30 protein-coding genes, 4 pseudogenes and 1 riboswitch are annotated in these 26,204 nt (G+C 73.8%); of the genes and pseudogenes, 18 read left to right on the top strand and 16 right to left on the bottom strand.

Features of this window, described 5'->3' with window-relative positions; all coding sequences use genetic code 11:
• Positions 1-40: 40 nt before the first annotated feature.
• Positions 41-838, bottom strand: a complete 798-nt coding sequence (locus JNW87_RS13330) for a DUF4097 family beta strand repeat-containing protein (protein ID WP_109803274.1) — start codon at positions 836-838, stop codon at positions 41-43.
• Between the two features lie 102 nt (positions 839-940).
• Between JNW87_RS13330 and recO the strand changes: the two genes are divergently transcribed.
• The 6 genes from recO to JNW87_RS13300 all read left to right on the top strand — a co-directional run bounded on the left by recO (position 941) and on the right by JNW87_RS13300 (position 3,981).
• Positions 941-1,783 (top strand): DNA repair protein RecO, encoded by an 843-nt coding sequence (recO, locus tag JNW87_RS13325; protein ID WP_109803268.1) that lies wholly within the window; start codon positions 941-943, stop codon positions 1,781-1,783.
• Entirely contained in the window at positions 1,780-2,592 is an 813-nt protein-coding gene (locus JNW87_RS13320; protein WP_109803267.1) for an isoprenyl transferase, read from the top strand. The genes recO and JNW87_RS13320 overlap by 4 nt, the downstream gene beginning before the upstream one ends.
• Before the next feature lie 68 nt (positions 2,593-2,660).
• On the top strand, positions 2,661-2,846 hold the full coding sequence (locus JNW87_RS13315) for a hypothetical protein (RefSeq protein ID WP_109803266.1): 186 nt from the start codon (positions 2,661-2,663) through the stop codon (positions 2,844-2,846).
• Positions 2,847-2,993: 147 nt separating this feature from the next.
• On the top strand, positions 2,994-3,218 hold the full coding sequence (locus JNW87_RS13310) for a thioredoxin reductase (protein WP_109803265.1): 225 nt from the start codon (positions 2,994-2,996) through the stop codon (positions 3,216-3,218).
• Positions 3,215-3,802 carry a pirin family protein gene (locus JNW87_RS13305; protein WP_238453774.1) on the top strand — a complete coding sequence of 196 codons (588 nt, stop codon included), beginning with the start codon at positions 3,215-3,217 and terminating at the stop codon, positions 3,800-3,802. The genes JNW87_RS13310 and JNW87_RS13305 overlap by 4 nt, the downstream gene beginning before the upstream one ends.
• Complete coding sequence (locus JNW87_RS13300) at positions 3,799-3,981, top strand: hypothetical protein (RefSeq protein ID WP_238453773.1); 183 nt, start codon at positions 3,799-3,801, stop codon at positions 3,979-3,981. The genes JNW87_RS13305 and JNW87_RS13300 overlap by 4 nt, the downstream gene beginning before the upstream one ends.
• A 27-nt stretch (positions 3,982-4,008) precedes the next feature.
• On the opposite strand, the gene gndA is transcribed toward JNW87_RS13300, so the two are convergent.
• Both gndA and JNW87_RS13290 read right to left on the bottom strand, forming a co-directional pair.
• Complete coding sequence (gene gndA / locus JNW87_RS13295) at positions 4,009-5,451, bottom strand: NADP-dependent phosphogluconate dehydrogenase (RefSeq protein ID WP_109803273.1); 1,443 nt, start codon at positions 5,449-5,451, stop codon at positions 4,009-4,011.
• A 165-nt stretch (positions 5,452-5,616) separates the two neighbouring features.
• Positions 5,617-5,913, bottom strand: a complete 297-nt coding sequence (locus JNW87_RS13290; RefSeq protein WP_109803263.1) for an MTH1187 family thiamine-binding protein — start codon at positions 5,911-5,913, stop codon at positions 5,617-5,619.
• 240 nt (positions 5,914-6,153) lie between these two features.
• Between JNW87_RS13290 and JNW87_RS13285 the strand changes: the two genes are divergently transcribed.
• On the top strand, positions 6,154-6,402 hold the full coding sequence (locus JNW87_RS13285; protein WP_109803262.1) for a hypothetical protein: 249 nt from the start codon (positions 6,154-6,156) through the stop codon (positions 6,400-6,402).
• A 120-nt stretch (positions 6,403-6,522) separates the two neighbouring features.
• On the opposite strand, the gene JNW87_RS13280 is transcribed toward JNW87_RS13285, so the two are convergent.
• A complete protein-coding gene (locus tag JNW87_RS13280) occupies positions 6,523-7,218 on the bottom strand; it encodes a hypothetical protein (protein WP_161557914.1) in 696 nt (231 codons plus the stop codon).
• 155 nt (positions 7,219-7,373) lie between these two features.
• On the opposite strand from JNW87_RS13280, the gene JNW87_RS13275 reads away from it, so the two are divergent.
• Both JNW87_RS13275 and JNW87_RS13270 read left to right on the top strand, forming a co-directional pair.
• Positions 7,374-8,573 carry a sensor histidine kinase gene (locus tag JNW87_RS13275; protein ID WP_238453772.1) on the top strand — a complete coding sequence of 400 codons (1,200 nt, stop codon included), beginning with the start codon at positions 7,374-7,376 and terminating at the stop codon, positions 8,571-8,573.
• Positions 8,570-9,220, top strand: a complete 651-nt coding sequence (locus tag JNW87_RS13270; protein ID WP_109803260.1) for a response regulator transcription factor — start codon at positions 8,570-8,572, stop codon at positions 9,218-9,220. Before JNW87_RS13275 ends, JNW87_RS13270 begins: the two co-directional genes overlap by 4 nt.
• Positions 9,221-9,239: 19 nt before the next feature.
• Here the strand turns inward: JNW87_RS13270 and JNW87_RS13265 are convergent, their stop codons facing one another.
• From JNW87_RS13265 to JNW87_RS13255, 3 genes and pseudogenes are all read right to left on the bottom strand, one after another.
• Positions 9,240-10,040 (bottom strand): energy-coupling factor transporter transmembrane protein EcfT, encoded by an 801-nt coding sequence (locus tag JNW87_RS13265; protein WP_109803259.1) that lies wholly within the window; start codon positions 10,038-10,040, stop codon positions 9,240-9,242.
• Positions 10,037-11,453 (bottom strand): annotated as a pseudogene (locus tag JNW87_RS13260) (ABC transporter ATP-binding protein). Before JNW87_RS13260 ends, JNW87_RS13265 begins: the two are co-directional and overlap by 4 nt.
• Positions 11,454-11,559: 106 nt before the next feature.
• A pseudogene (locus JNW87_RS13255) lies at positions 11,560-12,140 on the bottom strand (ECF transporter S component).
• A 73-nt stretch (positions 12,141-12,213) separates the two neighbouring features.
• Positions 12,214-12,319, bottom strand: a riboswitch (TPP riboswitch).
• Positions 12,320-12,416: 97 nt separating this feature from the next.
• Between JNW87_RS13255 and JNW87_RS13250 the strand changes: the two are divergent.
• The 5 genes and pseudogenes from JNW87_RS13250 (at position 12,417) to JNW87_RS13225 (ending at position 17,629) form a co-directional block, all read left to right on the top strand.
• Positions 12,417-13,238, top strand: a complete 822-nt coding sequence (locus tag JNW87_RS13250; RefSeq protein WP_109803272.1) for an alpha/beta fold hydrolase — start codon at positions 12,417-12,419, stop codon at positions 13,236-13,238.
• A pseudogene (locus JNW87_RS13245) lies at positions 13,235-14,046 on the top strand (aminoglycoside N(3)-acetyltransferase). Before JNW87_RS13250 ends, JNW87_RS13245 begins: the two are co-directional and overlap by 4 nt.
• On the top strand, positions 14,043-14,792 hold the full coding sequence (locus JNW87_RS13235) for a sugar isomerase domain-containing protein (RefSeq protein ID WP_109803255.1): 750 nt from the start codon (positions 14,043-14,045) through the stop codon (positions 14,790-14,792). The pseudogene JNW87_RS13245 and the gene JNW87_RS13235 overlap by 4 nt, the downstream one beginning before the upstream one ends.
• 126 nt (positions 14,793-14,918) lie before the next feature.
• Positions 14,919-15,422 (top strand): DUF6328 family protein, encoded by a 504-nt coding sequence (locus JNW87_RS13230; RefSeq protein ID WP_109803254.1) that lies wholly within the window; start codon positions 14,919-14,921, stop codon positions 15,420-15,422.
• Between the two features lie 257 nt (positions 15,423-15,679).
• Positions 15,680-17,629, top strand: a complete 1,950-nt coding sequence (locus tag JNW87_RS13225) for an acyl-CoA dehydrogenase family protein (RefSeq protein ID WP_109803271.1) — start codon at positions 15,680-15,682, stop codon at positions 17,627-17,629.
• A gap of 66 nt (positions 17,630-17,695) precedes the next feature.
• On the opposite strand, the gene JNW87_RS13220 is transcribed toward JNW87_RS13225, so the two are convergent.
• The 8 genes and pseudogenes from JNW87_RS13220 to JNW87_RS13185 form a co-directional block, all read right to left on the bottom strand.
• On the bottom strand, positions 17,696-17,863 hold the full coding sequence (locus JNW87_RS13220) for a hypothetical protein (protein ID WP_201749773.1): 168 nt from the start codon (positions 17,861-17,863) through the stop codon (positions 17,696-17,698).
• A 9-nt stretch (positions 17,864-17,872) separates the two neighbouring features.
• On the bottom strand, positions 17,873-18,478 hold the full coding sequence (locus tag JNW87_RS13215; protein WP_109803270.1) for a hypothetical protein: 606 nt from the start codon (positions 18,476-18,478) through the stop codon (positions 17,873-17,875).
• A gap of 48 nt (positions 18,479-18,526) precedes the next feature.
• Complete coding sequence (locus tag JNW87_RS13210; RefSeq protein ID WP_109803253.1) at positions 18,527-18,919, bottom strand: Fur family transcriptional regulator; 393 nt, start codon at positions 18,917-18,919, stop codon at positions 18,527-18,529.
• On the bottom strand, positions 18,916-19,215 hold the full coding sequence (locus JNW87_RS13205) for a metalloregulator ArsR/SmtB family transcription factor (RefSeq protein ID WP_109803252.1): 300 nt from the start codon (positions 19,213-19,215) through the stop codon (positions 18,916-18,918). Before JNW87_RS13205 ends, JNW87_RS13210 begins: the two co-directional genes overlap by 4 nt.
• A gap of 43 nt (positions 19,216-19,258) precedes the next feature.
• A complete protein-coding gene (locus JNW87_RS13200) occupies positions 19,259-20,125 on the bottom strand; it encodes a metal ABC transporter permease (RefSeq protein ID WP_109803251.1) in 867 nt (288 codons plus the stop codon).
• 1 nt (position 20,126) lies between these two features.
• Positions 20,127-20,887: pseudogene (locus tag JNW87_RS13195) on the bottom strand (metal ABC transporter ATP-binding protein).
• Positions 20,884-21,825 carry a metal ABC transporter substrate-binding protein gene (locus JNW87_RS13190; protein ID WP_109803249.1) on the bottom strand — a complete coding sequence of 314 codons (942 nt, stop codon included), beginning with the start codon at positions 21,823-21,825 and terminating at the stop codon, positions 20,884-20,886. The pseudogene JNW87_RS13195 and the gene JNW87_RS13190 overlap by 4 nt, the downstream one beginning before the upstream one ends.
• A 54-nt stretch (positions 21,826-21,879) precedes the next feature.
• Positions 21,880-22,137, bottom strand: coding sequence for a DUF6703 family protein (locus tag JNW87_RS13185; protein WP_238453770.1), 258 nt, complete (start codon positions 22,135-22,137; stop codon positions 21,880-21,882).
• Between the two features lie 27 nt (positions 22,138-22,164).
• Between JNW87_RS13185 and JNW87_RS13180 the strand changes: the two genes are divergently transcribed.
• The 4 genes from JNW87_RS13180 (at position 22,165) to dusB (ending at position 25,819) form a co-directional block, all read left to right on the top strand.
• A complete protein-coding gene (locus tag JNW87_RS13180; RefSeq protein ID WP_238453769.1) occupies positions 22,165-22,506 on the top strand; it encodes an antibiotic biosynthesis monooxygenase family protein in 342 nt (113 codons plus the stop codon).
• 138 nt (positions 22,507-22,644) lie between these two features.
• On the top strand, positions 22,645-23,091 hold the full coding sequence (locus JNW87_RS13175) for a hypothetical protein (protein ID WP_109803269.1): 447 nt from the start codon (positions 22,645-22,647) through the stop codon (positions 23,089-23,091).
• A 112-nt stretch (positions 23,092-23,203) separates the two neighbouring features.
• Positions 23,204-24,583: a glycine--tRNA ligase gene (locus JNW87_RS13170; protein ID WP_109803246.1), complete on the top strand. Its 1,380-nt coding sequence runs from the start codon at positions 23,204-23,206 to the stop codon at positions 24,581-24,583.
• A gap of 63 nt (positions 24,584-24,646) precedes the next feature.
• A complete protein-coding gene (gene dusB, locus JNW87_RS13165; protein WP_309233949.1) occupies positions 24,647-25,819 on the top strand; it encodes a tRNA dihydrouridine synthase DusB in 1,173 nt (390 codons plus the stop codon).
• A gap of 140 nt (positions 25,820-25,959) precedes the next feature.
• Here dusB and JNW87_RS13160 read toward each other — a convergent pair.
• Positions 25,960-26,204, bottom strand: a 245-nt coding sequence (locus tag JNW87_RS13160) for a C39 family peptidase (RefSeq protein ID WP_238453768.1), incomplete at its 5' end; no start/stop codon positions are given.

Genomic DNA, 26,204 nt, shown 5'->3' with positions numbered 1-26,204 from the left:
CCCGCCCAGCGGGGCGTGCGGGCGGCCACCGGCACGGAGATCAGCGCTGGCTGATCGTCACGTTCCCGCTGCCGGTGCCGACGTCGAGCAGCAGGGGCGCGGTGGGGTCGTCGGCGACGCCCTGCTCGGCGTCCCCGGAGCCGGTGCTGGACCGGACCCGGTACCGGCCGGCCGGCACCGTCAGCTCGACGTCGCCGCTGCCGGCGTGGACCCGGGCGGAGGCCGGCCGGTCCAGCTCCACGGTGACGTTGCCGGAGCTGGCCTCCGCGTCCACCTGGTCGCCGAGCCGGCGGGCGCTGATGTCGCCCGAGGAGGCATGCAGGTCCACCCGGCCGGCCACGTCGACCACCTCGATGTTGCCGGAGCCGGTCTCGGCGCGTACCGGGCCGGTGGCGCCGGTCACCGTGATGTCGCCGGAGCCGAGCTTGATCTCCACCGGGCCGACCCGGGTCAGCTCCACGTTGCCGGAGCCGGTCTCACCCCGGACCGCCACCCCCTCCGGAGCGGTCACCTCGTAGGAGATGCTGCACCGGTTCCCGCAGTCGGTGTCCAGCACGAGCTCGTCGCCCTTGACCTCGTACCGCGCGTCGGGCTCGCCGCCCTGGTAGCGCACCATCCGCTTGATCCGTACCTGGGGGGTGGTGCCGGAGGCGCGGACCGTCACGTCACCGGAGCCGGGCAGCACGGTGATCCGGCTGATCTTCACCGCCTCGGTGTTGTCGAAGTCGAGCCGGCGGAACGAGAGGGTGTCGCACCCGGCGAGGAGGATCAGGGCGGCGGCCGCCGCCGCGGCGACCCCGGTGCGCGCGGCGACGGCGGTGGTCTGGTGCAGAGCCATGGCCAGCACGCTACGACCGGGGCGGCCCGGCGCACATCCGGGTTCCTCCGCCCGTCCACCCCGAACCGACCCTGAGATCGCACCCCGAGGGAGAATGACCGGATGGCCGGGTACCGCCGACAGCTCTACCGCGACGACGCGGTGGTCCTGCGTGTGCAGAAGCTCGGCGAGTCCGACCGGATCATCACCCTGCTCACCCGCCGGCACGGCCGGCTGCGCGCGGTCGCGCGGGGGATCCGGCGCACCACCAGCAAGTTCGGCGCCCGGCTGGAGCCGTTCGGCCACGTCGACCTCCAGCTCGCCGGCGACCCGAAGGGCGAGCACGGCAGCTCGTTGCACACCGTCAGCCAGGTCGAGGGGATCGACCTGTACGGCAAGCGGTTCCTCGGCGACTACCCCCGCTACACCGCGGCCAGCGCGATCGCGGAGACCGCCGAGCGGCTCACCCCGGTCGAGCGGGAACCGTCGCTGCGGTTGTTCCAGCTCACCCTGGGCGCGATCAAGTCCCTGGCCCGGGGCGAGCACGCCACCACGCTGGTGCTCGACGCGTACCTGCTGCGCGGGATGGCCCTCGCGGGCTGGGCGCCGGCCCTGACCGCGTGCGCGGTCTGCGGCACGCCCGGGCAGCACCGGGCGTTCTCCGTACCGGCCGGCGGCGCGGTCTGCCCGGACTGCCGGCCGCCCGGTGCGGCCCACCCGGCGCCGGCCACCATCGACCTGATGTCCGCCCTGACCACCGGCGACTGGGTGCTCGCCGACGCCACCGAGACCGGCGTACGCCGGGAGTGCAGCGGCCTGGTCGCGGCGCACCTGCAGTGGCACCTGGAGCGCGCGCTACGCTCGCTGCCGCTGGTCGACCGGGGTGCCCCGGCGGCCACCGCGGTCCCGCCGCCGGTCGGCGCGGTCGCGGAGGCGGACGGTGTGAACAGGGAGAAGACCGAGTGATCCGATCGACGAGTGCCGGCCGGCGCGAGCCGGCGCCACCGACTCCGCACCCGTCGGGTGCCCGGCCCCCGGCGCTGCCCGCCGACGCGGTGCCGAAGCACGTCGCGGTGGTGATGGACGGCAACGGCCGGTGGGCCAAGGAGCGCGGCCTGCCCCGCACCAAGGGTCACGAGCAGGGCGAGCACAGCCTCTTCGACACCATCGAGGGCGCGATCGAGCTGGGCATCCCCTACCTGTCCGCGTACGCCTTCTCCACCGAGAACTGGCGGCGCTCGCCGGACGAGGTCCGCTTCCTGATGGGCTTCAACCGGGACGTCATCCGCCGCCGCCGGGACCAGCTGGTCGACCTCGGCGTCCGGGTGGTCTGGTCGGGTCGGGCCGGCCGGCTCTGGAGGAGCGTCATCTCCGAGTTGCAGACGGCTGAGGAGATGTCCCGGGGCAACTCGACGCTGACCCTCCAGTTCTGCGTCAACTACGGCGGCCAGGCGGAGATCGCCGACGCCGCCGCCGCGATCGCCCGCGACGTGGCCGCCGGCCGGCTCGACCCGGGCAAGGTCACCGAGAAGACCATCGGGAAGTACCTGTACCACCCGGAGGTCCCCGAGGTGGACCTCTTCCTGCGCCCCTCCGGCGAGCAGCGGACCTCCAACTTCCTGCTCTGGCAGAGCGCGTACGCCGAGCTGGTCTTCCTCGACACGCTCTGGCCGGACTTCGACCGCCGCCACCTCTGGTACGCCTGCGAGCTGTACGCCCAGCGGGACCGCCGCTTCGGTGGCGCGCTGCCCAACCCGGTCGCGCCGCGGATCTGAGTCACGCTTACCGGCGCGGCGGGCTGGGTATCAATCCGGACAGCAGCCAATCGCGGAGGTGAACCCACATGATTCAGAAGCGGATTGCCCAGTGGGCGGTCATGGCGGTCGCCGTGCCGCTGGCGGCGGCCGGCGCCCGTCGGCTCAGCCACACTCTGGAGGCCCGGCGCGGTTCGTCCGGGGTGAGCCGACTGCTCACCAAGGGCGCCGACATGCTGCGGCCGCAGAAGGCCAAGCGTCGTCGGTTCTGGTGACGTCGACGGTCGGCGCCGCGGCGTCGCGGCGCTGACCGGGCTCGCGGACCGCGCCCCGCATCCGGCTTTCCGGCCGGAGGGCGGGGCGCTCGCGCGTACGATCGGCCCAGGGCGCGCCGTCGGGACGCGCCCGCCACGGGGGTGGGGATGCGGGATCTCCGGTACAAGATGATCATGGCGTTGAACGCGGCCGACCTCGGCAGCCCGATCTGCGAGCAGGTGGCCGGGATCTGCGCGGAGATCGCCGAGCAGCACTGCGCCGAGTTCGGGCACGTCCCGAGCGTGCGTTCCGGCGAGATCGCCGAGCTCGGGGCCACCGGCGAGCCGGCGCTGACCTGGGCGCCCACCGAGACCGGGCAGCGTGCCTGGTGACCGCTGTCGCCCCCATGCCCGCCGTGGACGTCCGGCGGGCCGCCGACCGGTTCACGACCCGGCTGTCCTGGCTCGACTCGAAGCACTCGTTCTCGTTCTCCCGGCACTACGACCCGGCCAACACCCACCACGGGCTGCTGCTGGTCAACAACGACGACGTGGTGCACCCGGGCACCGGTTTCGAGACCCATCCGCACCAGGACATGGAGATCGTGACCTGGGTGCTGCGCGGCTCGCTGGTGCACCAGGACTCCACCGGCCACTCCGGCGTCATCTACCCCGGCCTGGCGCAGCGGATGAGCGCGGGCACCGGCATCCTGCACTCGGAGAAGAACGACGCCTGGCGGCTCGCCGGCACCACCCCGCACGACGACCCCGTGCACTTCGTCCAGATGTGGGTGATCCCCGACGAGGAGGGGTCGACCCCGGGTACGAGCAGCTGGAGATCGGCGACGAGCTGCTCCGCGGCGGCCTGGTCCCGGTCGCCTCCGGCATGGACCAGTACGACGGCGCGTCCGCGATCCGGATCCGCAACCGGTACGCCACCCTGCACGCCGCCCGGCTCGCCCCCGGCGACGAGGTGACCCTCCCGGACGCGCCGTTCCTGCACCTCTACGTGCCCAACGGGGCGGTGACGCTGGAGGGCACCGGTCGGCTGGGCGACGGGGACGCGGCCCGGATCACCATGACCGGCGGACAGCGGGTGACCGCCACCGAGCCGGCCGAGATCCTGGTCTGGGAGATGCACGCCGCCCTCGCCTGACCGCGCCGCCCGCTGGGCGGTTGAGCCTCACGCCTCCACTTCAGAGTGGTCGCCGGCCCAGAGCGTGTGGAAGGAGCCCTCGCGGTCGACCCGCCGGTAGGTGTGCGCGCCGAAGTTGTCCCGCAGCCCCTGGATCAGCGCGGCCGGCAGCCGCTCGGCGCGCAGCGCGTCGAAGTAGGCCAGCGACGACGAGAACGCCGGAGTCGGCACGCCCGCCCGGGCCGCGTCGGCGACCACCCGCCGCCAGCCCGGCACGCCGGCGCTCACCCGGTCGGCGAACCACGGCGCCACCAGCAGCGTCGCCAGCTCCGGCTCGGCGTCGTACGCCTCCCGGATCCGGTCCAGGAAGCGGGCCCGGATGATGCAGCCGCCCCGCCAGATGGTGGCGGTGCCGCCCAGGTCGATGTCCCAGTCGTACTCCCGGCTGCCGGCCCGGATGTGGTCGAAGCCCTGTGCGTACGCGACGATCTTGCTGGCCAGCAGCGCGCGCCGCACCTCCTCGACGAACGTCTCCCGGTCGTCGACCTGCCACTTCTCGCCCGCGTCGGCGAAGGTGCGGCGGGCGGCCGCGCGCTGGTCGGCGTGGCCGGAGAGCGACCGGGCGAAGGTCGCCTCGGCGATGCCGGTGATCGGGATGCCGAGGTCGAGGGCGCTCTGCACGGTCCAGCGGCCGGTGCCCTTCTGCTCGGCCTGGTCGAGCACAACGTCCACGAACGGCTTGCCGGTCGCGGCGTCGGTGTGCGCCAGCACGTCGGCGGTGATCTCGATGAGGAACGACTCCAGCTCGCCGCCGTTCCACTCCCGGAAGATCTCCGCGATCTCCGCCGGGCTCGCCGAGAGCCCGGCCCGCAGCAGGTCGTACGCCTCGGCGATGAGCTGCATGTCGGCGTACTCGATGCCGTTGTGGACCATCTTCACGAAGTGGCCGGCGCCGTCCGGGCCGATGTGCCGGCAGCACGGCGTGCCCTCGACCTGCGCGGCGATCTTCTCGAAGATCGGCCCGAGCTTCCGATACGACTCGGCCGAGCCGCCGGGCATGATGCTCGGGCCGCGGAGCGCGCCCTCCTCGCCGCCGGAGACGCCGGTGCCGACGAAGTGCAGCCCGTGCCCGCGCAGCGCCTCCTCGCGGCGGCGGGTGTCGGCGAAGTGCGCGTTGCCGCAGTCGACGACGATGTCCCCCTCCTCGAGCAGCGGCACCAGCTCGTCGATCACCGCGTCGGTCGGGCCGCCCGCCTTCACCATGACGATGACCGCGCGGGGCCGCTCCAGCGAGGCGACGAAGTCGGCGAGGGACTCCGACGGGACGAAGGCGCCCTCGTCGCCGTGCTCGGCGACCAGGCTGCGGGTGCGCTCCGGCGACCGGTTGTGCACCGCCACGATGAAACCGTTGCGGGCCAGGTTCCGGGCGAGGTTCCGACCCATCACCGCCAGACCGGTCACGCCGATCTGCGCCGTCGCCTGCTGTGCCATCCGTACCGCCACCTCTCGCCGGACTGCCCGTCCTGCGACCGTATCGCGGTCGACGGCGGCCCGGGGCGACTCATCGACGTCGGGTGAGCGCACCGTCAGCGCGGTGTGGCGGTCGGGGTCGGGCAGCCGGCCGTCGGTGCGGCGCAGCGGCCGCGTCGGCCCGGGTCAGCCCTCGGCCAGCCGGGCCTCGATGCGGGCGACCTTCGCGTGCATCGCGTCGGTCACCCCGGGCCGGACGTCCGCCTTCAGCACCAGGCTGACCCGGGGTGCCCGGGCGGCGACGGTGTCGACGGCGCGCTTCACCACCGCCATCACCTCGTCCCACTCGCCGTCCACGGTGGTGAACATGGCGTCGGTCCGGTTCGGCAGCCCGGACTCGCGGACCACCCGGACGGCCTCGGCGACCAGGTCACCGACGGATTCACCCACGCCGAGCGGGGTGATCGAGAACGCGATCAGCATGTCGCCGATCGTGCCAGTAATTCGGCTGCGGGTCGCCCGGGCCGTCGGATAGCCTCGGGGCATGCGTAACTGACGCCCTTTTTCGGAAGCTGGCCCGCCGCCGTCGCCGCGGGCCGCTGCTCCGGGCGTCCGCATGCCACTCGCCGCCGTCGTCGCGACGTCCTCCGTGGTCGGGCCCGTCGGGGCAGCCCCGTTCCCCGCTCGCCGCGCCACCGGCGCCCCGCAGTCAGGAGGCAGCGTATGCCCGCCAAACGCAGTCCGAAGAAGTCCCGTAAGCCGTCGTCCGGGCCGTCCGTGGTGGACGTGACCCTGCCCGACGTCGACATCCCCGCGGTGGCACCGGCCGCGCCGGTCGCCCTGCCGGCGTCGACGCAGGCGGAGATCCCGCCACCGCCGAAGGGCGGTCCGCCGGCCGGTCGGGACGCCCGGTTCGCCGGGCGCAGCCAGCGCGCCGGCCAGACCCGCCGGTACGCCTTCCGCCGCAGCTGAGTTGTAGGGCGCGGCCGGCGGCGGGCCGACGATCCCGGCCGTCGCACCGACGGCCGGGACGGGACGCACGTGGGCGGGGTCGCGCGATGCGGCGACCCGCCCATGTCCCCGTACCCCGGCTCAGGTTTGTGCGGCCAGCGCGGCCTTCGCCTCGCCCGGCGAGTCGGCCGGGCGACGGCGGTCGACACCGCGGGCCAGGCCGAACAGCCCGGCCACCATCAGCAGGCTGACCGCGATCTTGAGCGGGGCCCCCTCGGTGACGATGTCGAGCACCTGCCCGCCGGTGAGGACGAGCGGCACCCACAGCGACACCAGGCCGGCGCGCCAGGCGCCGAAGGCCAGCACCAGCAGCCCGACCAGCCAGCCCAGCAGCCACACGGCGAACGACGCCATCACGAACGGATCGTTGTCGAGGGCGTCGACGACCGGCCGGGCGGCGTCCGCGTCGACGCCGGCGCCGGCGAGGGCCCCGAAGAACGCGTTGTAATGCCAGAGGTGGACGCCGGAGAAGTAGAGGCCGAGGAGGGCGACGCTGCCGCCGATGGCGGCGACGAGCGGCTTGCGCCGGCCGAGGGCGGCGGCCAGTCCGGCCATCGCCGGCAGCAGCAGCAGATGTGCCAGTGCGAACAGGACGGTCTCCGCCCGCCAGGCGCCCAGGTTCCCGGCGGCCACCGCCACGTTGCCGGCGGTCTCGGACACGTCGTCCGGGAACATCACCCAGTAGAAGGCGTTCGCGACGCCGTACAGCACACCGCCCGCGGCCAGGGCGACCGCCGTGAGCCGCCGGCCGTACCGCCATCCGGTCCTGTCATCCATCAGAATCTCCCTCTCGAAGCTGTGTGATGGACGCTAGGAGTCGGGTCCGGGCGGGTCGTCCGCCGCGAAGTTGATCCGCGGGTGGAGTTCCGCCCGGCCCTCCTACACCCGTGGGTGGACGCCGGGCCGCCGGCTCCGCCGATACCCTTCCCACCATGTCCGCCGCCCTCGACATCCGATCCCGCTGGCGCCGCGGCGCGGTCCTCGTCGCGGGTGTCGCGCTGTTCGCGTTCGGCCTGGCCGAGCTGTACGTCCCGCTCGCCGGCTACGTCGAGGGACAGGGGCCGGACATCGCCGCGCTGCCCGGCGGCTGGCTCGCCGTGCTCACCGTGCTGCTGGCCGGCTACGGCCTCGCGGTGGCGGGCTGCACGGCGTACCCCCGGGCGGCCGCCGTCCTGGCCGGCGCCTGCTTCACCGCGCAGAGCTTCACGCCGGTGCTTCCGGAGTGGCCGGTCGTACCGCTGCTCGCGCTGGTCGCCGCCTGCTTCGCCGGCATCGCCGTCGGTGGGCGGGCCGCGCCGGCGGTCGCCGCGGTCAGCTACTTCGGCTCGCTCGGGATCGAGAACCTCGCTGCGGGCGACTCCGACTGGATGTTCATCCTCTTCGTCGGGCTCGCCGTGCTGGGCCCCGGCTACGCCGTGCGGATGCGTCGGGCGCAGGCCGCCCGGCTGGTCGCGCTCGCCGCCGAACGGGAAGCCGCCGCCCGGACCGACGAGCGGCTGCGGGTGGCCCGGGAGCTGCACGACATCGTCTCCCACGGCGTCTCGGTGATGGTGCTCCAGGCCGGCGCGGCGCAGGCCGTGCTCGACTCGGACGCCGACCAGGCCCGCGAATCGCTCGAGGCGGTGCAGGACGTCGGGCGCGAGGTGGTCACCGAGTTGCGTCGGCTGCTCGTCATCCTCCGCGGCGCGGAGGCCGCCCCGGAAGGGCTCCCGTCGTTGCGGCGGATCGACCCGTTGACCGCCGCGGTACGCATCGCCGGCGGCCGGGTCGAGGTGCGCGTCACGGGCGACCTCACGACGGTCCCGGTGGCCGCCGACGTCAGCGGTTACCGCATCCTGCAGGAGGCGCTGACGAACGCCGCCCGGCACGCACCGGGGTCGACCGTCGATGTCTCCGTCGAGGTGGGCGGTAACGCCCTGCGGTTGCACGTCGTCGACGACGGACCGGGCCCCGCCCGCCGCAGCAACGGCACCGGTCACGGCCTGACCGGGATCCGGGAACGGGCGGAGTTGTTCGGCGGCACGGTCACCGCCGGCCCGCGGGTGGACGGCGGCTTCGAGGTGCGGGTCGAACTGCCCTTCGATCCCGAGGCGTCGGCTTCCGCGCTCTCCACGACGGGGACCACGACGTGATCCGGGTCCTCATCGCCGACGACGAGGCGCTGGTCCGCGGCGGGCTGCGGATGATCCTCGGTGCGCAGCCCGACATCGAGGTGGTCGCCGACGCCGCCGACGGCGAGGATGCCGTGCTGCTCGCGGCCCGGTTCCAGCCCGCCGTCGTGCTGATGGACATCCACATGCCGCGGCTCGACGGGATCGCCGCGACCGAGCGCATCCTGGCCGCGCGGGCGGACGTCCGGATCATCATGCTGACCACCTTCGACCTCGACGAGTACGTCTACCGGGCGCTGCGCGCCGGCGCGTCCGGATTCATGCTCAAGACCACGCCGCCGAAGGATCTGGCCGAGGCCCTGCGGACGGCCGCCCGCGGCGACGCCCTGCTGTCCCCGTCGATCACCCGTCGGCTGATCGACCACTACACCGCGACGGCGCCGGTCGGCGGCAGCCCCGGCCTGGCGGACCTGACCCTCCGGGAGACCGAGGTGCTGCGGATGATGGCCCTCGGTTTGTCCAACCGCGAGATCGCCGGCCAGCTCTTCGTCGGCGAGGCGACCGTGAAGACGCACGTCAACCGCATCTTCGCCAAGCTGGGGGTGCGGGACCGGGTGCAGGCGGTCGTGCTGGCGTACCAGGCCGGGGTGGCGCAGCTCCGGCGGTGACGGAGCACTCGCCGGCTTCTCAGCCGAGCAGCGGGCGGAAGGTGCCGAGCAGGATGCTGGCCGCGAGCGCGCCGCCGGCCAGCGCCGCCGCCCCGGCGATCAGCAGCCCGTCCGCCGTGGTGAAGCGCTGTCGGCGGGCGACGGTGCGCGGGGTGCCGGCGTCGAAGCCGCGGGCGTCCATCGCCACCGCGAGCCGGGTGCCCCGGCGGATCGCCCCGACCAGCAGGGCGAACGCGGTCGAGACGAAGAGCCGCAGCCGGGCCAGGGGGTTGCGGCCGGCGTCCACGCCTCGGGCCCGCCGGGCCATGCTGATCATCTGCCATTCCTGGCCGAGCAGGGGCACCAACCGGAACGCGGCCAGCGCGCCGATGGCGAAGCGGGCCGGCGCCTTCGCGTTCTGGATCAGCGCGTCGGCCAGGTCGGTCGGGTCGGTGGTGGCGAAGACGATCACGCCGGGCAGCGCCACCGCGAGCATCCGCAGCACCAGCCCCAGCGCGGTCAGCAGCACCCCCGACGTCACCGTCACCGGCCCGGCCTCGACCAGCACCCGGCCGGACCGGTCCGCGGCGAACAGCACCAGCGTGACCACGATGCCGGCGGCGCCGGCCAGCAGCGGCCAGGCCCGCCGGGCCAGCACCCGGTAACGCACGCCGAACAGCGGCAGCACGCCCAGCTCGATCGCGATGGCGATCGCCGGGGCCACCGGGTCCAGGGTGGCGATCAGGGCGACCGAGAAGACCAGCGCGGCGGCCAGCTTCGCGACCGGATTGCGCCGGGCCAGCGGCGCACCGGGCGCGGCGACCGGCTCGATGACGATCATGCCCGGCGCTCCAGGATGACGGTCCGGTCCGCCAGCGCGGCGACGAAGTCCGGGTCGTGGGTGACGGTGACGACGCCGTGCCCGGCGTCGCGCAGCTCGGCGAAGAGGTCGACCAGCTCCCGCCAGGTCCGCCGGTCCTGACCGAAGGTGGGTTCGTCGCAGATCAGCAGGCGGGGCGCGGTGGCCAGGGCGGTCGCCACGCTCAGCCGCCGCGCCTCGCCGCCGGAGAGGGTGTACGGGTTGGCGCCGGCCAGCTTCGCCAGCCGGAGCCGTTCCAGCAGCGTCTCGACCGTGGCCCGCACGCCGCCTCGGACCGGCCGGTCCGGCGCGGGCCGAGCGCCAGCTCGTCGAAGACGGTGCCGGTGACGAACTGGTGCTCCGGGTCCTGGAAGACCGAGCCGATCCGCGCGGCCAGGGCGGCGCCCGCCAGCGGTGCGGGGAAGTGCCGGCGTCCCGGCCGGCCAGCACGGCGGTGGCGCTGGCCGTGCCGGTGCCGGGGCGGAGCAGTCCGCCGAGGAGCAGGGCCAGGGTGGACTTCCCGGCGCCGTTGGGGCCGAGGACGGCGAGCGCCTCGCCGGCGCGTACGGACAGGTCGGTGGGGGCCAGCCGGGGCGGCAGGCCGAGCCGGTCGGCGGTGATCAGCGGCTCGCCGGCCGGCGCGGTCGCGTGCCGGGGCGCGACGATCCGACCCGGCACCCAGACGCCCTCGGCGGCGAGCGCGTCGCCGTGCGCGGCGAAGACCGCGGCGGGCGGTCCGTCGGCCCGGACCCCGCCACCGGGTTCGAGGACGACCACCCGGTCGACCAGCGGCAGCGCCTCGGCGACCCGGTGCTCGACAAGGATCAGCGTGGTGTCCGCGTCGACGGCGTCCGCGACGGCCCGCCGGACCAGCGCCGCGCCGGCCGGGTCGAGGTTGGCGGTCGGCTCGTCGAGCAGCAGCAGCGTCGGCCGCAGGGCCAGCGCCCCGGCCAGCGCGAGCCGCTGCTGCTCGCCGCCGGAGAGGGCGGCGGTGGGCCGGTCCCGGTGGTACGGGAAGCCGACCCGGTGCAGCGCCTCGTCCACCCGGGGCCAGATCTCGTCGGCCGGTACGCCCCGGTTCTCCAGCCCGAACGCGACGTCGTCGCCGCAGCGGGCCATCACCAGCTGGGTCTCCGGGTCCTGGAAGACGATGCCGACCCGTTCCCGGGCCTTGCGCGGGTCGAGCCCGTCGATCTCGACGGTGCCCTCCTGCTCACCGGAGTCCTCGGGCAGCAGCCCGGCCAGCGCGCTGAGCAGGGTGCTCTTCCCGGCTCCCGAGGGCCCGAGCAGCAGTACCCGCTCGCCGGCCTCGACGCGCAGGTCAACCCCGCGCACCGCCCACGCCTTCCGGCCCGCGTGCCGCCACCCGAACCCCCGCAGCTGCACGGCGCTCACCGCTCCACCCCCTCTCGTCCGGCGATCATGAAGTTGTCGTCCCGACACGCCACGCCGGATGACGACAACCTCATGATCAACGCGGCTCCGGGTGCGGGGGTGGCGGTCAGACGGCGGGGCGTTCGCGGCCGGCGGGGAAGCGGTCGAGGACGCCCGTCCCCGCCAGGGCGCGGGTCAGGGCGACGCTGCCCAGGCCGGCCACGACCAGGAGCTGACCGCCGTGATCAGGATGTACGGGAGGCGGAAGCTGCCCCACGCGGTGCCCGGGTACCAGATGAACACGTCGTAGAGCGAGGCGGCGAGCCCGGCGAGGGTGGCCGCCAGCAGCGCCACCGGCAGTCGGTAGGTGCGGTACCCGAAGACCGCGAAGGCGAGTTCCGCCGCCGCCGCCTCGAGCGGGCCCTGCACGACCAGCGTCCAGCCCCAGCTGCTGCCGAGCGCGACGGAGACCAGCGCGGCGAAGGTGAGCGTGAAGAACGCGGCGCCCGGCTTGCGGATGATCAGCGCGCCCAGCACGGCGGGCACCAGCCAGACGCCGTACAGCACGGCCCGGCCGGGCAGCGGGATGGCGTCCGCCGGCCCGTTCCACAGCAGGCCCCAGGCCCAGAAGATGACGCCGAAGGCCACCCCGAGCACCGAGGCGATGACGATGTCGATGGTGCGCCACCGGTTGGCGGTGTTGTCCATGGTTGCTCCCAGTCCAGTGAAACGAACCAGGAGAAGACGCACGCCGCGCCCGGTGTCACCGGACGGCGGCGCGGCTGGAGGTCGACCGAACTCCCTGCGCTGGCATTACCCAGATCAGGTTCGAGGGTCTGCGGGCGATGCCCGCACTCTCAGCGCTGTGCGCTCCCCTGTCGGATGTGAAGTTGTCTCGGCAGACGCTAGCACCGACCAGGGGTGCCGGCCCAGCAGGTGGTCGCGTTCCGGCCCCGACCCGGCCCGCTGGGTAGGGTGACGATCATGCGGGTCGACGCGCGAGGTCTGACGTTCGAGGTAGGCACCGGCGGTCCCGAGGACGGCGTACCCGTCCTGCTGCTGCACGGCTTCCCGCAGCACGGCGGCGAGTGGGACGACGTGGTTCCCGCGCTGCACGCGGCGGGGCTGCGCACGTACGCGCTGGACCAGCGGGGCTACGCGCCGGGTGCGCGGCCGGCGGAAGTCGAGGCGTACCGGATCCCGGAACTGGTGGCCGACGCGGCCGGCGTGCTCGACGCGCTCGGGGTGGAGTCCGCGCATGTGGTGGGGCACGACTGGGGCGCGATCGTGGCGTGGGGTCTCGCGGCCGCGCACCCGCGGCGGGTCCGCACCCTCACCGCGGTCTCGGTGCCGCACCCGGCGGCGATGGCCCACGCGCTCGCCACCGCCCAGCAGAAGGCCCGCTCCGCCTACATCGCGCTGTTCCGCAAGCCGGGCAAGGCCGAGAAGGTGCTGCTGGCCCTCAACGCCACCGCGCTGCGCAAGCTGCTCGGCGGGGTGGGTGACGCGGCGCGGGTCGCCCGCTACGCCGACCCGATGCGTGCGCCGGGCGCGCTGACCGCCGCGCTGAACTGGTACCGGGCGATGTCGGGGGCGGACATGAAGGCCGTCGGCCCGACCACCGTGCCGACCACCTTCGTCTGGAGCGACAAGGACATCGCGATCGGCCGGACCGCCGCCGAGGCCTGCGCGTCCCACGTGACCGGCGACTACCGCTTCGTGGAACTCTCCGGCGTCACGCACTGGATCCCCGACGAGGCGCCCGGGCCGCTGGCCGAGGCGATCATCGCCCGGACCGCCGCGTGATCGCGACGCCCGCGCCGGCCCGGCCGCACACCCGCGCGTCGCTCGCCGCCCAGTTCCGCGACCTCGGCGTACGCCCCGGCGGTGCGCTCCTGGTGCACGCGGCGCTGCGCCCGCTCGGCTTCGTCTGCGGCGGGCCGGAGACGGTGGTGCTGGCCCTGCGCGACGTGCTGGGGCCGGACGGGACCCTCGTGGTGCCCACCCACACCCCGGAGAACAGCGACCCGGCGGGCTGGAACAATCCGCCCGTGCCGGCGGACTGGTGGCCGGTGATCCGGGCGGAGCTGCCCGGCTTCGACCCGGCGCTGACGCCGAGCCGGTTCATGGGCACGCTCGCGGAGCAGGTGCGTACCTGGCCGGGCGCGCTGCGCAGCGATCACCCGCAGGTCTCCTTCGCCGCGCTCGGCCCGGCCGCCGGGCGGATCGTCGCCGGCCACGCAGTGGCCGACATGCTGGGCGAGGGCTCCCCGCTGGCCCGGCTGCACGACCTCGACGCCGACGTGCTGCTGCTGGGCGTCGACCACGGCTCGAACACCTCGCTGCACCTCGCCGAGTACCGGCGGCCGGCGCGCCCCGGCAGCGCTGCGGCGCGGCGGTGCGGACCGGCGACGGTGGCCGGGAGTGGGTGTGGTGGGCGGACGTGGACCTGGACGAGAGCGACTTCGCCCGGCTCGGCGACGACTTCGAGGCCACCGGCGCGGTACGGGTGGGCGCGGTCGGGGACGGGACGGGCCGGTTGATGAGGCAGCGGGCGGCGGTCGACTTCGCGGGGGAGTGGCTGGCCCGGAACCGACGGACGGAGGAAGCATGACGGTGAGCGCGGAGGCGTACCTGGCGGTGGTGACCGACACGATCGGTCGGGTGGCCGCCGGCCAGCGCGAGGTGGTGGGTCGGGCCGCCGACCTGATCGCCGAGGCGTTGCGCGCCGACGGGGTGGTGCACGCGTTCGGCACCGGCCACTCCGAGGCGCTCGCCATGGAGATCGCCGGCCGGGCCGGCGGGCTGGTGCCGACCAACCGGATCGCGTTGCGCGACCTGGTGCTCTACGGCGGTGAGCCGGCCGACGTCCTCGGTCCGAAGCTGGAACGCGACCCGGCCGTGGCGCACCGGCTCTACGAGCTGGCCCCGGTACGCCCGCAGGACGTGTTCGTGCTCGCCTCCAACTCGGGCGTCAACGGGGCCATGGTCGAGTTCGCGGCCCTGGTCAAGGAGCGGGGACACGACCTGGTGGCGATCACCTCGGCCGAGCACTCGGGGCGGATGACGTCCCGCCACCCGTCGGGCCGTAAGCTCGCCGACTTCGCCGACGTGGTGCTCGACAACGGCGCCCCGTACGGCGACGCCACCCTGCCGCTGCCCGGCGGCGGCGCGGTCGGCGCGGTCTCCTCGATGACGGCCGCGCTGCTGGCCCAGCAGATCGTGGCGGAGGTGGTGGCCCGGTTGCTGGCGGCGGGGGAGCGGCCCCCGGTCTACCTGTCGGCCAACATCACCGGTGGCGACGAGCACAACGCCGAGCTGGAGGCCCGGTACGCCGGCCGGATCCGCCGGGGGGCGTGACCGGTTCGCCCCCGGCCCGGGCGGCGGGCGTCCGCGAGGCGGTTTCGCGAAACGCCCGGCGGGGCAAAGGCTCAGCTGCCGACGGGGTGCTCCCCGCCGGCAGTACCGTCTTCGTGGAGGTGGTCGGTGTCCAAGGAAACCGAGAAGCAGCGCTGGCAGCGCAACTTCGCCGACCTGCTGCAGGAGCTGCGGGTGGCGCAGACCGGGGTGCAGATCCTTTTCGCCTTCCTGCTGACCCTGCCGTTCAGCAACGGTTTCACCCGCGTCACCGACTTCCAGAAGAACGTCTACATCGTCGCGTTGCTGGGCGCCGCGGCGGCCACCGCGATGATCATCTCGCCGGTCGCCTTCCACCGGGCGCTGTTCCGGCAGGGGCGCAAGCCGGAGCTGGTCCGGTTCGCCCACCGGATGGCCGGCGGGGGCCTCGGCTTCATGCTGATCTCGATGGTCAGCGCCGTCCTGCTGATCACCGACTTCGTGCTCAGCCGGCCGGTCGCCTTGCTGCTCAGCGCGGTCACCGGGATCTGGTTCCTGGCCTTCTGGGTGATCCTGCCGTTCGCCCGGCGCAACTGGGGCGAGGACGACATCGACGACGATGACGACGACCCGCAGGTGCTCGCCGGCGACTGAGCCCCGCTGTCATCTCGCCAAATCGGACGTGCCAAGAACGCTACCCCTGGGTAACACCCGGGGGTAGCGTCGTTTTTGTCGCGCACGTTGACGCAGCCGGACCGAGGTTCGAGGGGGCAGCCGTGACCACGACACAGAACAGCCGACCGGACGGAACGCAGGGCGCGGGCGGCCCCACCGGACGGGTGGCGCCGATCAACGATCCCGACCACGGTCCCCCGGCGCCCGGGGGCGAGGCGGCCACGACCGCCGCCGCGATCGACGAGGCCGGCGGCGCCGCACCGCTGCCCGCCGAGGCGGGGCAGGTCTCCGAGAAGGAGGCCCGTCAGGTCGCCGAGGCGGCCCGGGAGTCGGCCTGGGACCGGCCCAGCTTCGGCAAGGAACTCTTCCTCGGCCGGTTCCGGCTCGACCTGATCAACCCCTGGCCGCGGTCCGACCCGGACGACGTCGCGGGGGCCGAGGAGTTCCTCGGTGCGTTCGGGGCGTACCTGGACTCCGAGGTGGACGGCGGGGCCATCGAGCGGGAGGCGTCCATCCCGGACGAGGTCTTCCACGGCCTGGCCCGGCTCGGCGCCTTCGGCATGAAGATCGACCAGAAGTACGGCGGGCTCGGGCTGAGCAACCTGCACTACTGCCGGGCGCTGATGCGGGCCGGTTCGATCAGCCCGGCCATCGGGGCGCTGCTCTCGGCGCACCAGTCGATCGGCGTGCCGCAGCCGCTGAAGATGTTCGGCACCCCGGAGCAGAAGCAGCGGTTCCTGCCACGGCTCGCCGCCGGTGAGGTCTCCGCGTTCCTGCTCACCGAGCCGGACGTCGGTTCCGACCCGGCCCGGCTGGCCACCACCGCCGAGCCCACCGCCGACGGCACGGGCTACCGGCTCAACGGGGTGAAGCTGTGGGCCACCAACGGCACGGTCGCCACCCTGCTGGTGGTGATGGCCCGGGTGCCGGCGGCCGAGGGCCGGCGCGGCGGGATCACCGCCTTCGTGGTCGAGGGCGACAGCGAGGGCATCACGGTGGAACGCCGCAACGCCTTCGTCGGCCTGCGCGGCCTGGAGAACAGCCTCACCCGGTTCCACGACGTCTTCGTGCCTAAGGAGAACGTGATCGGCGGCGAGGGCAAGGGGCTGAAGATCGCCCTGACCACGCTGAACACCGGCCGCCTCTCGCTGCCGGCGATGTGCGTCGGGGCGGGCAAGTGGTCGCTCAACGTGGCCCGGGAGTGGGCCGCCGACCGGATCCAGTGGGGCCGGCCGCTCGGCGAGCACGAGGCCGTCGCCAAGAAGCTGGCCTTCATCGCCGCCACCACGTACGGCATGGAGAGCATGCTCGACCTCTGCTGCCTGCTCGCCGACGACGACCGTAACGACATCCGGATCGAGGCGGCGCTGGTCAAGCTCTACGCCAGCGAGATGGCCTGGAAGATCGCCGACGAGCTGATCCAGATCCGGGGCGGGCGCGGCTACGAGACCGCCGACTCCCTCGCCGCCCGGGGCGAACGCCCCGCCGCAGTCGAGCAGATCCTGCGTGACCTGCGGATCAACCGGATCTTCGAGGGCTCCACCGAGATCATGCATCTGCTGATCGCCCGGGAGGCGGTGGACGCGCACCTCTCGGTGGCCGGCGACATCATCGACCCGGACGCCGGCCTCGGTCGCAAGGCGAAGGCCGGCGCGCGGGCCGGCGTGTTCTACGCCAAGTGGCTGCCCACCCTCGCCGTCGGCAAGGGCCAGGCCCCCGGCGCGTACGCCGAGTTCGGCCCGCTCGCCGGTCACCTGCGGCACGTCGAGCGGACCTCACGCAAGCTGGCCCGGTCGACGTTCTACGCGATGTCCCGGTGGCAGGGGAAGATGGAGCGCAAGCAGGCGTTCCTCGGCCGGGTGGTGGACATCGGCGCGGAGCTGTTCGCGATGTCCGCGGTCTGCGTCCGGGCGTACGCGGAGAAGGACAGCCGCCCGGAGAACGTCGAGCTGGCCGACCTGTTCTGCCGGCAGGCTCGGCTGCGGATCGAGGAGCTGTTCACCGGGCTCTGGTCGAACACCGACTCGCTGGACGTGGCGGCGGCGAAGCGGATCCTCGCCGGCCGGTACGCCGCCCTCGAGGAGGGCGTCGCCACCCCGCCCGCGGACGCCCCCTGGGTGGCCCGCTGGACCCCCGGCCCGTCCACGGCGAAGGACGTCCGCCGCCGCATCCCACCCCGTTCGTGACGGCGTGCGGCATGTCGCGGTTCCCGGTCGCCCGGAGACCGCGGCATGCCGCATCCCGCCGGCCGGTCAGCGGGCGATGGCCCAGGCGATGATGGCGGCCAGGATGAGTCCGTTGAGCACGGCCAGCACCAGGTACGCCTGCGGCGGGATCTTGCGGCCCTTGCGGACGAAGCTCACCAGGACGCCCGCGTACGCCAGCAGCAGCACGGCGACGACGATCAGGAAGTACAGCACCGCCACACCCTAGCGGCCCGCCCGAAGTCCCAGCCTGCGCAGCTCCAGCGCGGCGAGCGCGTCGACGGTGGCGTCGTCGCCGCGGCGCCACGCCTCGGCCACGTCGGGCGCGATCCGGGTCAGGCGGCCCAGCGGCTGGCCGGCGAGGGCCCGCAGCGCCAGCAGGTCCCGGCCGGCGGGGGCGGTGGCGAGCGCCTTCGCCGCGCCGGCCCGGCGCATCCAGCGCACCCGCAGCGGCAGCCAGCCGAAGAGCACCAGTCCGAGCGGGAAGACCAGCACCGCGATGCTGAGCGCGAGAGCCAGCTGGCCGACCAGTTCCTGCTGGTCGCGGCCCGCCTCCGCGACCGCCCGGGCGGCCTCCGCGGCCTTGTTGAAGGGGCCGGTCAGCTCGTCGCCGACCAGCGGCACCCGGCCGACCTTGCCGCCGGCGTCGGCCAGGTTGTCGGCGAGGCCGCCGCCGGCCCCTTCCAGCTTCTGTCCGGGTACGGCCAGCTTCTGCACCAGGTCGTGCAGCCAGAGCGCGAAGCGGATCGCCGCGTAGACCCAGGCGACGACGAGGAGGTCGGTGAGGAGCTGACGGAGAGCGGTGGGAAAACGGTCGGCGTAGATCTTCACGCCGGACAGCGTGCCACGCGCCGGCCGCCGGGGCACGGGGGAGAATTCTCAGCCGGCGCAGGCCGGGCAGGTGCCGAAGATCTCCAGGGTGTGGCTGACCTCGGCGTACCCGTGCTGCGCGGCGACCCGCTCCGCCCAGCTCTCCACCGTCGGCCCGGCCACCTCCACCGTCCGCCCGCAGTCCCGGCAGACCAGGTGGTGGTGGTGACCCTCGCTGCACCGCCGGTAGAGGTGCTCGCCGCCGGGCGGGCGCATCACGTCGATCTCGCCGGCGTCGGCCAGCCCCTGCAATGTCCGGTAGACGGTGGTCAGGCCGACCCGCTCGCCCCGCTGGCGCAGCATCGCGTACAGGTCCTGCGCGCTGTGGAAGCCCTCCACCTCGGCCAGCAGAGTGCTCACGGCCGTCCGCTGCCGCGTGTTCCGCAACGTCCCCTCGGTCACGGTCCCTCCCCGGCGTGGCTGACCGCGTCCGCCACGATGTGTGCGACGTGCTCGTCCACGAGGGCGTACGCGATCTCCCGGCCGCGCCGGGAGCCGCGGACTACGCCGGCGCCGCGGAGCACCCGCAGGTGCTGGGAGACCAGCGGCTGGGGTGCGCCCAGCTTCTCCACCAGCTCGTGCACGCACCGTTCACCCTGCGCCAGCTCGGTCACGATCGCCAGCCGGATCGGCGCGGACAGTGCACGCAGCAGGTCACCCGCGCCCTCGAAGGCGTCGTACCCGTTCGTGCCCGTCATCCCGTAACGGTAACCAATGCCAGCAGGATCGTTCAGGGGTGGCTCACCGGAGCACGACCTCGTGCGGCTCGGGGGCCGGCGCGGCCGCCGGGCTGGTCCGCCGGCGCAGCGCCCGCCAGCCGGCCGCGGCGAGCGCGACCACCAGGAACGAGGCGATGGCCAGCAGCACCACCGAGGCGCCCGGCGCGGTATCGGCGGTGGCCGCCACCCAGATGCCCGCCCCGGCGGCGAAGAGCCCCAGCGCCATGGCGGCCGTCATGGTGCTGCGGAAGCCCCGGGTGACCTGCTGGGCGGTGGCCACCGGCACCACCATCAGCGCGCTGATCAGCAGCACGCCGACCGCCCGCATGGCGATCGTCACGGTCACCGCGGTGGTCACCGCCAGCAGCAGGTTGAGCGCGCGGACCGGCAGCCCCGACACCCGGGCGTACTCCTCGTCGTGGCAGACCGCGAAGAGCGCCGGGCGCAGCGCCAGCATGAGCACCAGAATCGCCGCGCCGAGCACCAGGATCGTGGTCAGGTCGGCCGGCGACGTGGTGGTCAGCGACCCGAACAGGTACGAGTTGAGCGCCGCGCTGCTGGCATCGGAGAGCCCGACCAGCATCACGCCGCCGGCGATGCCGCCGTAGAAGAGCAGCGCCAGGGCCAGGTCGCCGGAGGTACGGCCGCGCGAGCGGACCAGCTCGATGCCGATCGCGCCGAGGGTCGCCGCGAGCACCGCCACCAGCACCGGGGAACGGTTCAGCAGCAGCCCGGCCCCGACGCCGGTGAGCGCCACGTGCCCGATCCCGTCGCCGATCAGCGCCAGCCGCCGCTGCACCAGGTAGATGCCGAGCGCCGGCGCGGCCAGCCCGATGACCAGCGCGCCGACCAGGGCGCGCAGCATGAAGTCGTACTGGAAGAGGTCCATGTCAGATGCTCCACAGCCCGGCGGGCTCCTCGTCGCAGTGCGGGTGCACGTGCTCGTGGTCGGGTTCCGCGTGGTGCCCGGCCGGCTCCGGCACCGCGCCGTCGTGGCAGATGCCGCCCTCGTGCACGACGACCGCCCGGCTGATCAGCGGTCGCAGCGGGCCCAACTCGTGGGCGACCAGCAGCACGGTCCCGCCGCCGGCCAGGAAGCCGCGCAGCGCCGCGGCGAACGCCTGCTGGCTCTCCGCGTCGACCCCGGCGGTCGGCTCGTCCAGCACCAGCAGCTCGGGTTCGCCGGCCAGGGCCCGGGCGATCAGGGTGCGCTGCTGCTGGCCGCCGGAGAGGGTGGCGACCGGGTCACCGGCCCGGTCGGCGAGCCCGACGGCCCGCAGCGCGGCGGCGACCGCCTCGCGGTCGGCCCGCCCCGCCGGCCGCAGTACGCCCCGCCGGGCCAGCCGCCCCGAGGCCACCACCTCGCCCACCGTGGCGGGTACGCCGCTGCCGGCGCCGAGCCGCTGCGGGACGTACCCGATCCGGTGCCACTGCCGGAAGCGGCGCTGCGGGGCGCCGAACAGGGTGACCGACCCGGCGCTGAGCGGGACCAGCCCGAGCACGCGCGGATCAGGGTGGACTTGCCGGAGCCGTTGGCGCCGAGCACGGCGACCACCTCGCCGGCGGTGACGGTCAGCGAGACGTCCCGCAGCACGGGGCGGCCGTCGTAGCCGACGGCGGCGTGCGTGACCTGGATGACGGGTGCGTTCATGAGCAGTCCAACGCGGTTCGCAGGGTTTCGAGGTTGGCGCGCATCGCCGACAGGTAGTCCCCGTCGGCGGGTGGGCCCTCGATCGGGTCGAGGACGGCGGTCTTCGCCCCGACCTCGCGGGCCACGGTCTCGGCGACCTTCGGGCTGACCAGGGTCTCGAAGAAGATGGTGGTGGCCCGGTGCTCCCGGGCCTCCTTCGCCACCTCGGCGAGGCGCTGCGGCGAGGGCTCGCTGTCCGGGGTGAGGCCGGTGATGCCGACCTGCTCGAGCTGGTAGTGCTCGGCCAGGTAGCCGAACGCGGTGTGGCTGGTCACGATCTCCCGGCGCTGGCAGGTCTTCAGCCCCTCGGCGTACTCGGTGTCGAGCTTCGCCAGGTCGGCGCGGAACGCCGCTGCCCGGGCGGTGAAGTCGGCGGCCTGCTCCGGGTCGGCCCTGCCGAGCCGCTCGGCGAGCCGGTCGCCGACGGTGGCCAGCCGGGTGGGGTCGAGCCAGAGGTGCGGGTCCTTGCCGCCGGTCTCCTCCTCGTGGCCGGGCTCACCCTCGTGCTGGTGACCGCCGGCCGCCGCGTCGTGCAGCGGCTGCACGCCGGCCACGTCGAACGCCCGGTCGCCGCCGTTCTGGTCGACCGCCTCGTCCACGGCCGGCTGGAAGCCCTTGAGGTAGACGATCAGCTCCCCGTCGCTGATCTGGCCGACCTGGCGCGGGTTGAGCTCCAGGTCGTGCGGCTCGGCGCCGGGCTTGGCCAGGTTGGTGACCTTGACCGCGTCGCCGCCGATCCGCTCGGCGAGGAACTGGAGCGGGTAGAAGGCGGCCACCACGTCGACCCGCTCCGGGTCGGCGCCGGCCGGCCCGCCGTCGGAGCAGGCGGCGGTGCCGCCGAGGGCGAGCAGGGCGGTGGCGGTGGCGGCCAGGACGCGGCGCGCGGAGCGGATCGTCATGACGACCACTGTCCGCGATAACGAAATTGATTGTCAAAAACGCATGATTGCATGTCAGAGCAGCTTGGCCAGGGCCACCGCGATCAGCAGGGTCAGCATCACCAGGCGGATCACCCGGGTCGCCGGCGCCTGCACCGGCCAGGTGGTCACCATCAGACACACCAGCCCCGCGGCCAGCGCCAGCAGCAGCAGGCCGCCGACCGGACCGGGCGCGAAGAGCGCCACCAGCACCAGGACCAGCGTGGCCAGGAAGACCGTCGTCGGGTTGACCCGGGCCAGGCGGCCCAGCAGGGGGCTCTGCGTACGCTGCATCCCACAGACTCTACGAGGAGGACGCCGGTGCTGGTGACCAACCGGTTCGTGGTGGACGCCGAGGTCGCGCCCGACTTCACCGAGCGGGCGCACGCCGCCCTCACGACGCTCGCCGCCCGCCCCGGCTACCTGCGCGGCGAGTTGCTGCGCGCGCTGGACGACCCGAGGCACTGGTGCCTGCTCACCGAGTGGGAGTCGGTCGGGGCGTACCGGCGGGCGCTGGGCGGCTTCGACGTCAAGATCACGGCGGTGCCGCTGCTGGCCGAGTCGGTCGACGAGCCGTCGGCGTACGAGACGCTGGCCAGCGCCGCGCCGGACGGGGAGATCGTCGTCGTCGCCAGTGATCGGGCCGCAGGTCCTTACCGGTGACCGCGGGGGCACTACCCTCTGCCGTATGACCGCTCCCGGACCGGTAGGCCCGCCCCCTCACCCCGTGCTGTCCGGCGAAGGCGGCGCGCCGCCGGTCCCGGGGTCGCCGGCCGAGCGGACGTCCCTGCCGGCCCGGGAGTGGCCCCGCCGTTCGCCGCTCCGCCCACCGAGGGCGGCCGGGCCCGGCTCTGGCTCGGCCTCGGCGTCGGGGCGCTGGCCGTGCTGCTCTGCTGCGGCGGGGGCGGCGCGGCGATCGTCGGACTGGCGGTGAGCAACGTGCAGGCGATCGAGGAGCAGGGCCGGACGGTGACCGACGACTACTACCAGGCCCTGGTGGAGAAGGACTGGTCCCGGGCGTACGACCGGCTCTGCGACGACGCCCAGCGGCGCGAACCCCGGCCGGAGTTCGAGCAGCGGGTGGCCGCGGAGCCCCCGATCTCCGGCTACCGGGTGGGCAGGGTCGACGCGCAGACCCTCACCGTGCCGGTCGACGTGACGCTCAGCGGCGGCAAGCGGGAGGCCCAGCAGGTGACCCTGGCGGCGGATCCGCAGACCGGTGGCATGGAGGTCTGCGGGGTGAGCTGACCCGCCCCCGGTATTCTGCTGGGCTCGGGACTCCGGTAGCCGTACCGTTGTCGCGAACTGACCGTTACATCCACATCGCCCCCGCCGACCGCCAGCCGGCGTAGGAGGAAACATGCCAGCCGACCGTATCGACGCCGTCGTCAGTCTCGCCAAGCGCCGAGGCTTCGTCTTCCCCTCCAGCGAGATCTACGGGGGCACCCGGTCGGCGTGGGACTACGGTCCGCTCGGCGTGGAGCTCAAGGAGAACGTCCGCCGGCAGTGGTGGAAGACCATGGTCCAGCAGCGCGACGACGTGGTCGGCCTGGATTCCGCGGTCATCCTGGCCCGCAAGGTCTGGGAGGCGTCGGGCCACATCGCCGAGTTCGTCGACCCGCTGACCGAGTGCCAGTTCTGCCACAAGCGGTTCCGCGCCGACCACCTGGAGGAGGCGTACGCCGAGAAGCACGGCAAGCCGCTGACCTCGCTGTCGGAGCTGAACTGCCCCAACTGCGGCAACAAGGGCACCTTCACCGAGCCGAAGATGTTCAACGGCCTGATGAAGACCTACCTGGGCCCGGTGGAGAGCGACGAGGGCCTGCACTACCTGCGCCCGGAGACCGCCCAGGGCATCTTCGTCAACTACAAGAACGTGGAGACGGTCGCCCGCAAGAAGCCGCCGTTCGGCATCGCGCAGACCGGCAAGTCGTTCCGCAACGAGATCACCCCGGGCAACTTCATCTTCCGGACCCGCGAGTTCGAGCAGATGGAGATGGAGTTCTTCGTCGAGCCGGGCTCCGACGAGCAGTGGCACGAGTACTGGCTCGAGCAGCGCTGGAACTGGTACCTCGACCTGGGTCTGTCGGCGGAGAACCTGCGCTTCTACGAGCACCCCAAGGAGAAGCTCTCCCACTACTCGAAGCGCACGGTCGACATCGAGTACCGGTTCCAGTTCGGCGGCACCGAGTTCGCCGAGCTGGAGGGCATCGCCAACCGGACCGACTTCGACCTCTCCACGCACAGCAAGCACTCCGGCGTCGACCTGTCGTACTTCGACCAGACCAAGGGCGAGCGCTGGATGCCGTACGTGATCGAGCCGGCCGCCGGCCTGACCCGCGCGGTGCTCGCCTTCCTGCTCGAGGCGTACGACGAGGACGAGGCCCCGAACACCAAGGGCGGCGTCGACAAGCGCACCGTGATGCGCTTCGACCCGCGGCTGGCCCCGGTGAAGGTGGCGGTGCTGCCGCTGTCCCGCAACGAGGCGCTCTCGCCCAAGGCGAAGGGGCTCGCCGCGGACCTGCGCAAGCGCTGGGTGGTCGAGTTCGACGACTCGCAGGCCATCGGCCGCCGCTACCGCCGGCAGGACGAGATCGGCACGCCGTTCTGCGTGACGGTCGACTTCGACACCCTCGACGACAACGCAGTGACCGTGCGGAACCGGGACACCATGGCCCAGGAGCGCGTCTCGCTGGACCAGGTCGAGCGGTACCTGATCGAGCGCCTGCCCGGCTGCTGAGTCGCTGACGGGGCCCTGACCGGCGCGGGAGGAGTGCCGGTCAGGGCCCCGTACACTTGTCCGGTGACCGCCCCGACCCTGCCCGCGCTGCGCCCGTTGACCCTCGGGCGGCACCAGGTGTGGCCGCCGGTGGTGCTGGCGCCGATGGCCGGCATCACCAACGTCGGCTTCCGCCGGCTCTGCCGGGAGCAGGGCGGCGGCATCTACGTCTGCGAGATGATCACCACGCGGGCGCTGGTCGACCGGAACCCGAAGACGCTGCGCATGATCGCCTTCGGCGCGGACGAGCAGCCGCGCAGCCTCCAGCTCTACGGCACCGACCCGGAGATCACCGCCGCCGCGGTGCGGATCGTGGTGGAGCGGGACCTCGCCGACCACATCGACCTCAACTTCGGCTGCCCGGTGCCCAAGGTGACGCGGCGCGGTGGCGGTTCGGCTCTGCCGTGGCGGCGCCGGCTCTTCGCCCGCCTGGTGAAGGCCGCGGTGGACGCCGCGTCGCCCGCCGGGGTGCCGGTCACGGTGAAGATGCGCAAGGGCATCGACGACGACCACCTGACGTACGTCGAGGCGGGGCTCGCCGCGCAGGACGCGGGTGTGGCGGCGGTCGCCCTGCACGGGCGTACGGCCGCGCAGCGCTACTCGGGCACCGCCGACTGGGACGCGATCGCCACCCTCAAGCAGGCCCTGGACGTGCCGGTGCTCGGCAACGGGGACATCTGGGAGGCCGACGACGCGCTGCGGATGGTGGCGCACACCGGCGTCGACGCCGTGGTGATCGGGCGGGGCTGCCTGGGTCGTCCGTGGCTCTTCGCCGACCTGGAGGCCGCGTTCAACGGCCGGTCGGAGCGGCGGCTGCCCAGCCTGGGCGAGGTGGCGGCGACCATGCGCCGGCACGCCGAGCTGCTCGTCGACCAGTTCGTCGCGGGTGCGCGCAACCCAACCCGGGGTGAGCGGGACGGCTGCACCGACTTCCGCAAGCACGTCGCCTGGTACCTCAAGGGGTTCCCGGTCGGCAGCGAGCTGCGCCGCTCCCTGGCGATGATCGACAGCCTGGCGCAGCTCGACGACCTGCTCGGCAAGCTCGACCCGGCCGAGCCGTTCCCGGTGGCCACCCTGGGTCAGCCGCGCGGCCGGACCAACTCCCCGGGCAAGGTCTTCCTGCCCGACGGCTGGCTGGCCAGCCGGGACGACGACACCGTGCCCGACGGCGCCGAGCTGGACGACTCCGGCGGCTGACCGCGACCAGCCCGGTCCGGCCGCCACCCCTGAGCCGGCGGTCAGGCCCGGACCGGCGCGGCCGATCCGGGTGGTCAAGAGACGACGAAAGGGCCGGCCCCCGGGTGGGGGTCGGCCCTTTCGGGTTGGTGCCGGTTGGGTCAGGAGGCGGTGTAGCCGCGGGTGGCGATCCAGTCGGCGAGGTTGTCCACGCTCATCCGGTAGGAGGCCATGTTCGGGTCGGCCGAGTCGGCGATGGTCGCCGTGTGGCCGCCGTCGCGGTAGCCCACGACGCTGATGTAGTGCCCGCCCTCGAAGGAGTGGGTGTTGCCGTCGGTGTCGACGGCGGTGCCGGCGATGTTGGCGACCACGGCGCGGCCCTCATCGACGGTGTGGACGATGTCGG

This window comes from Micromonospora sp. ATA51 (assembly GCF_016802855.1).
Taxonomy (GTDB): domain Bacteria; phylum Actinomycetota; class Actinomycetes; order Mycobacteriales; family Micromonosporaceae; genus Micromonospora; species Micromonospora sicca.
The sequence above is the reverse complement of the archived record's forward strand: the minus strand, read 5'-3'. Positions and strand labels throughout refer to the sequence as shown.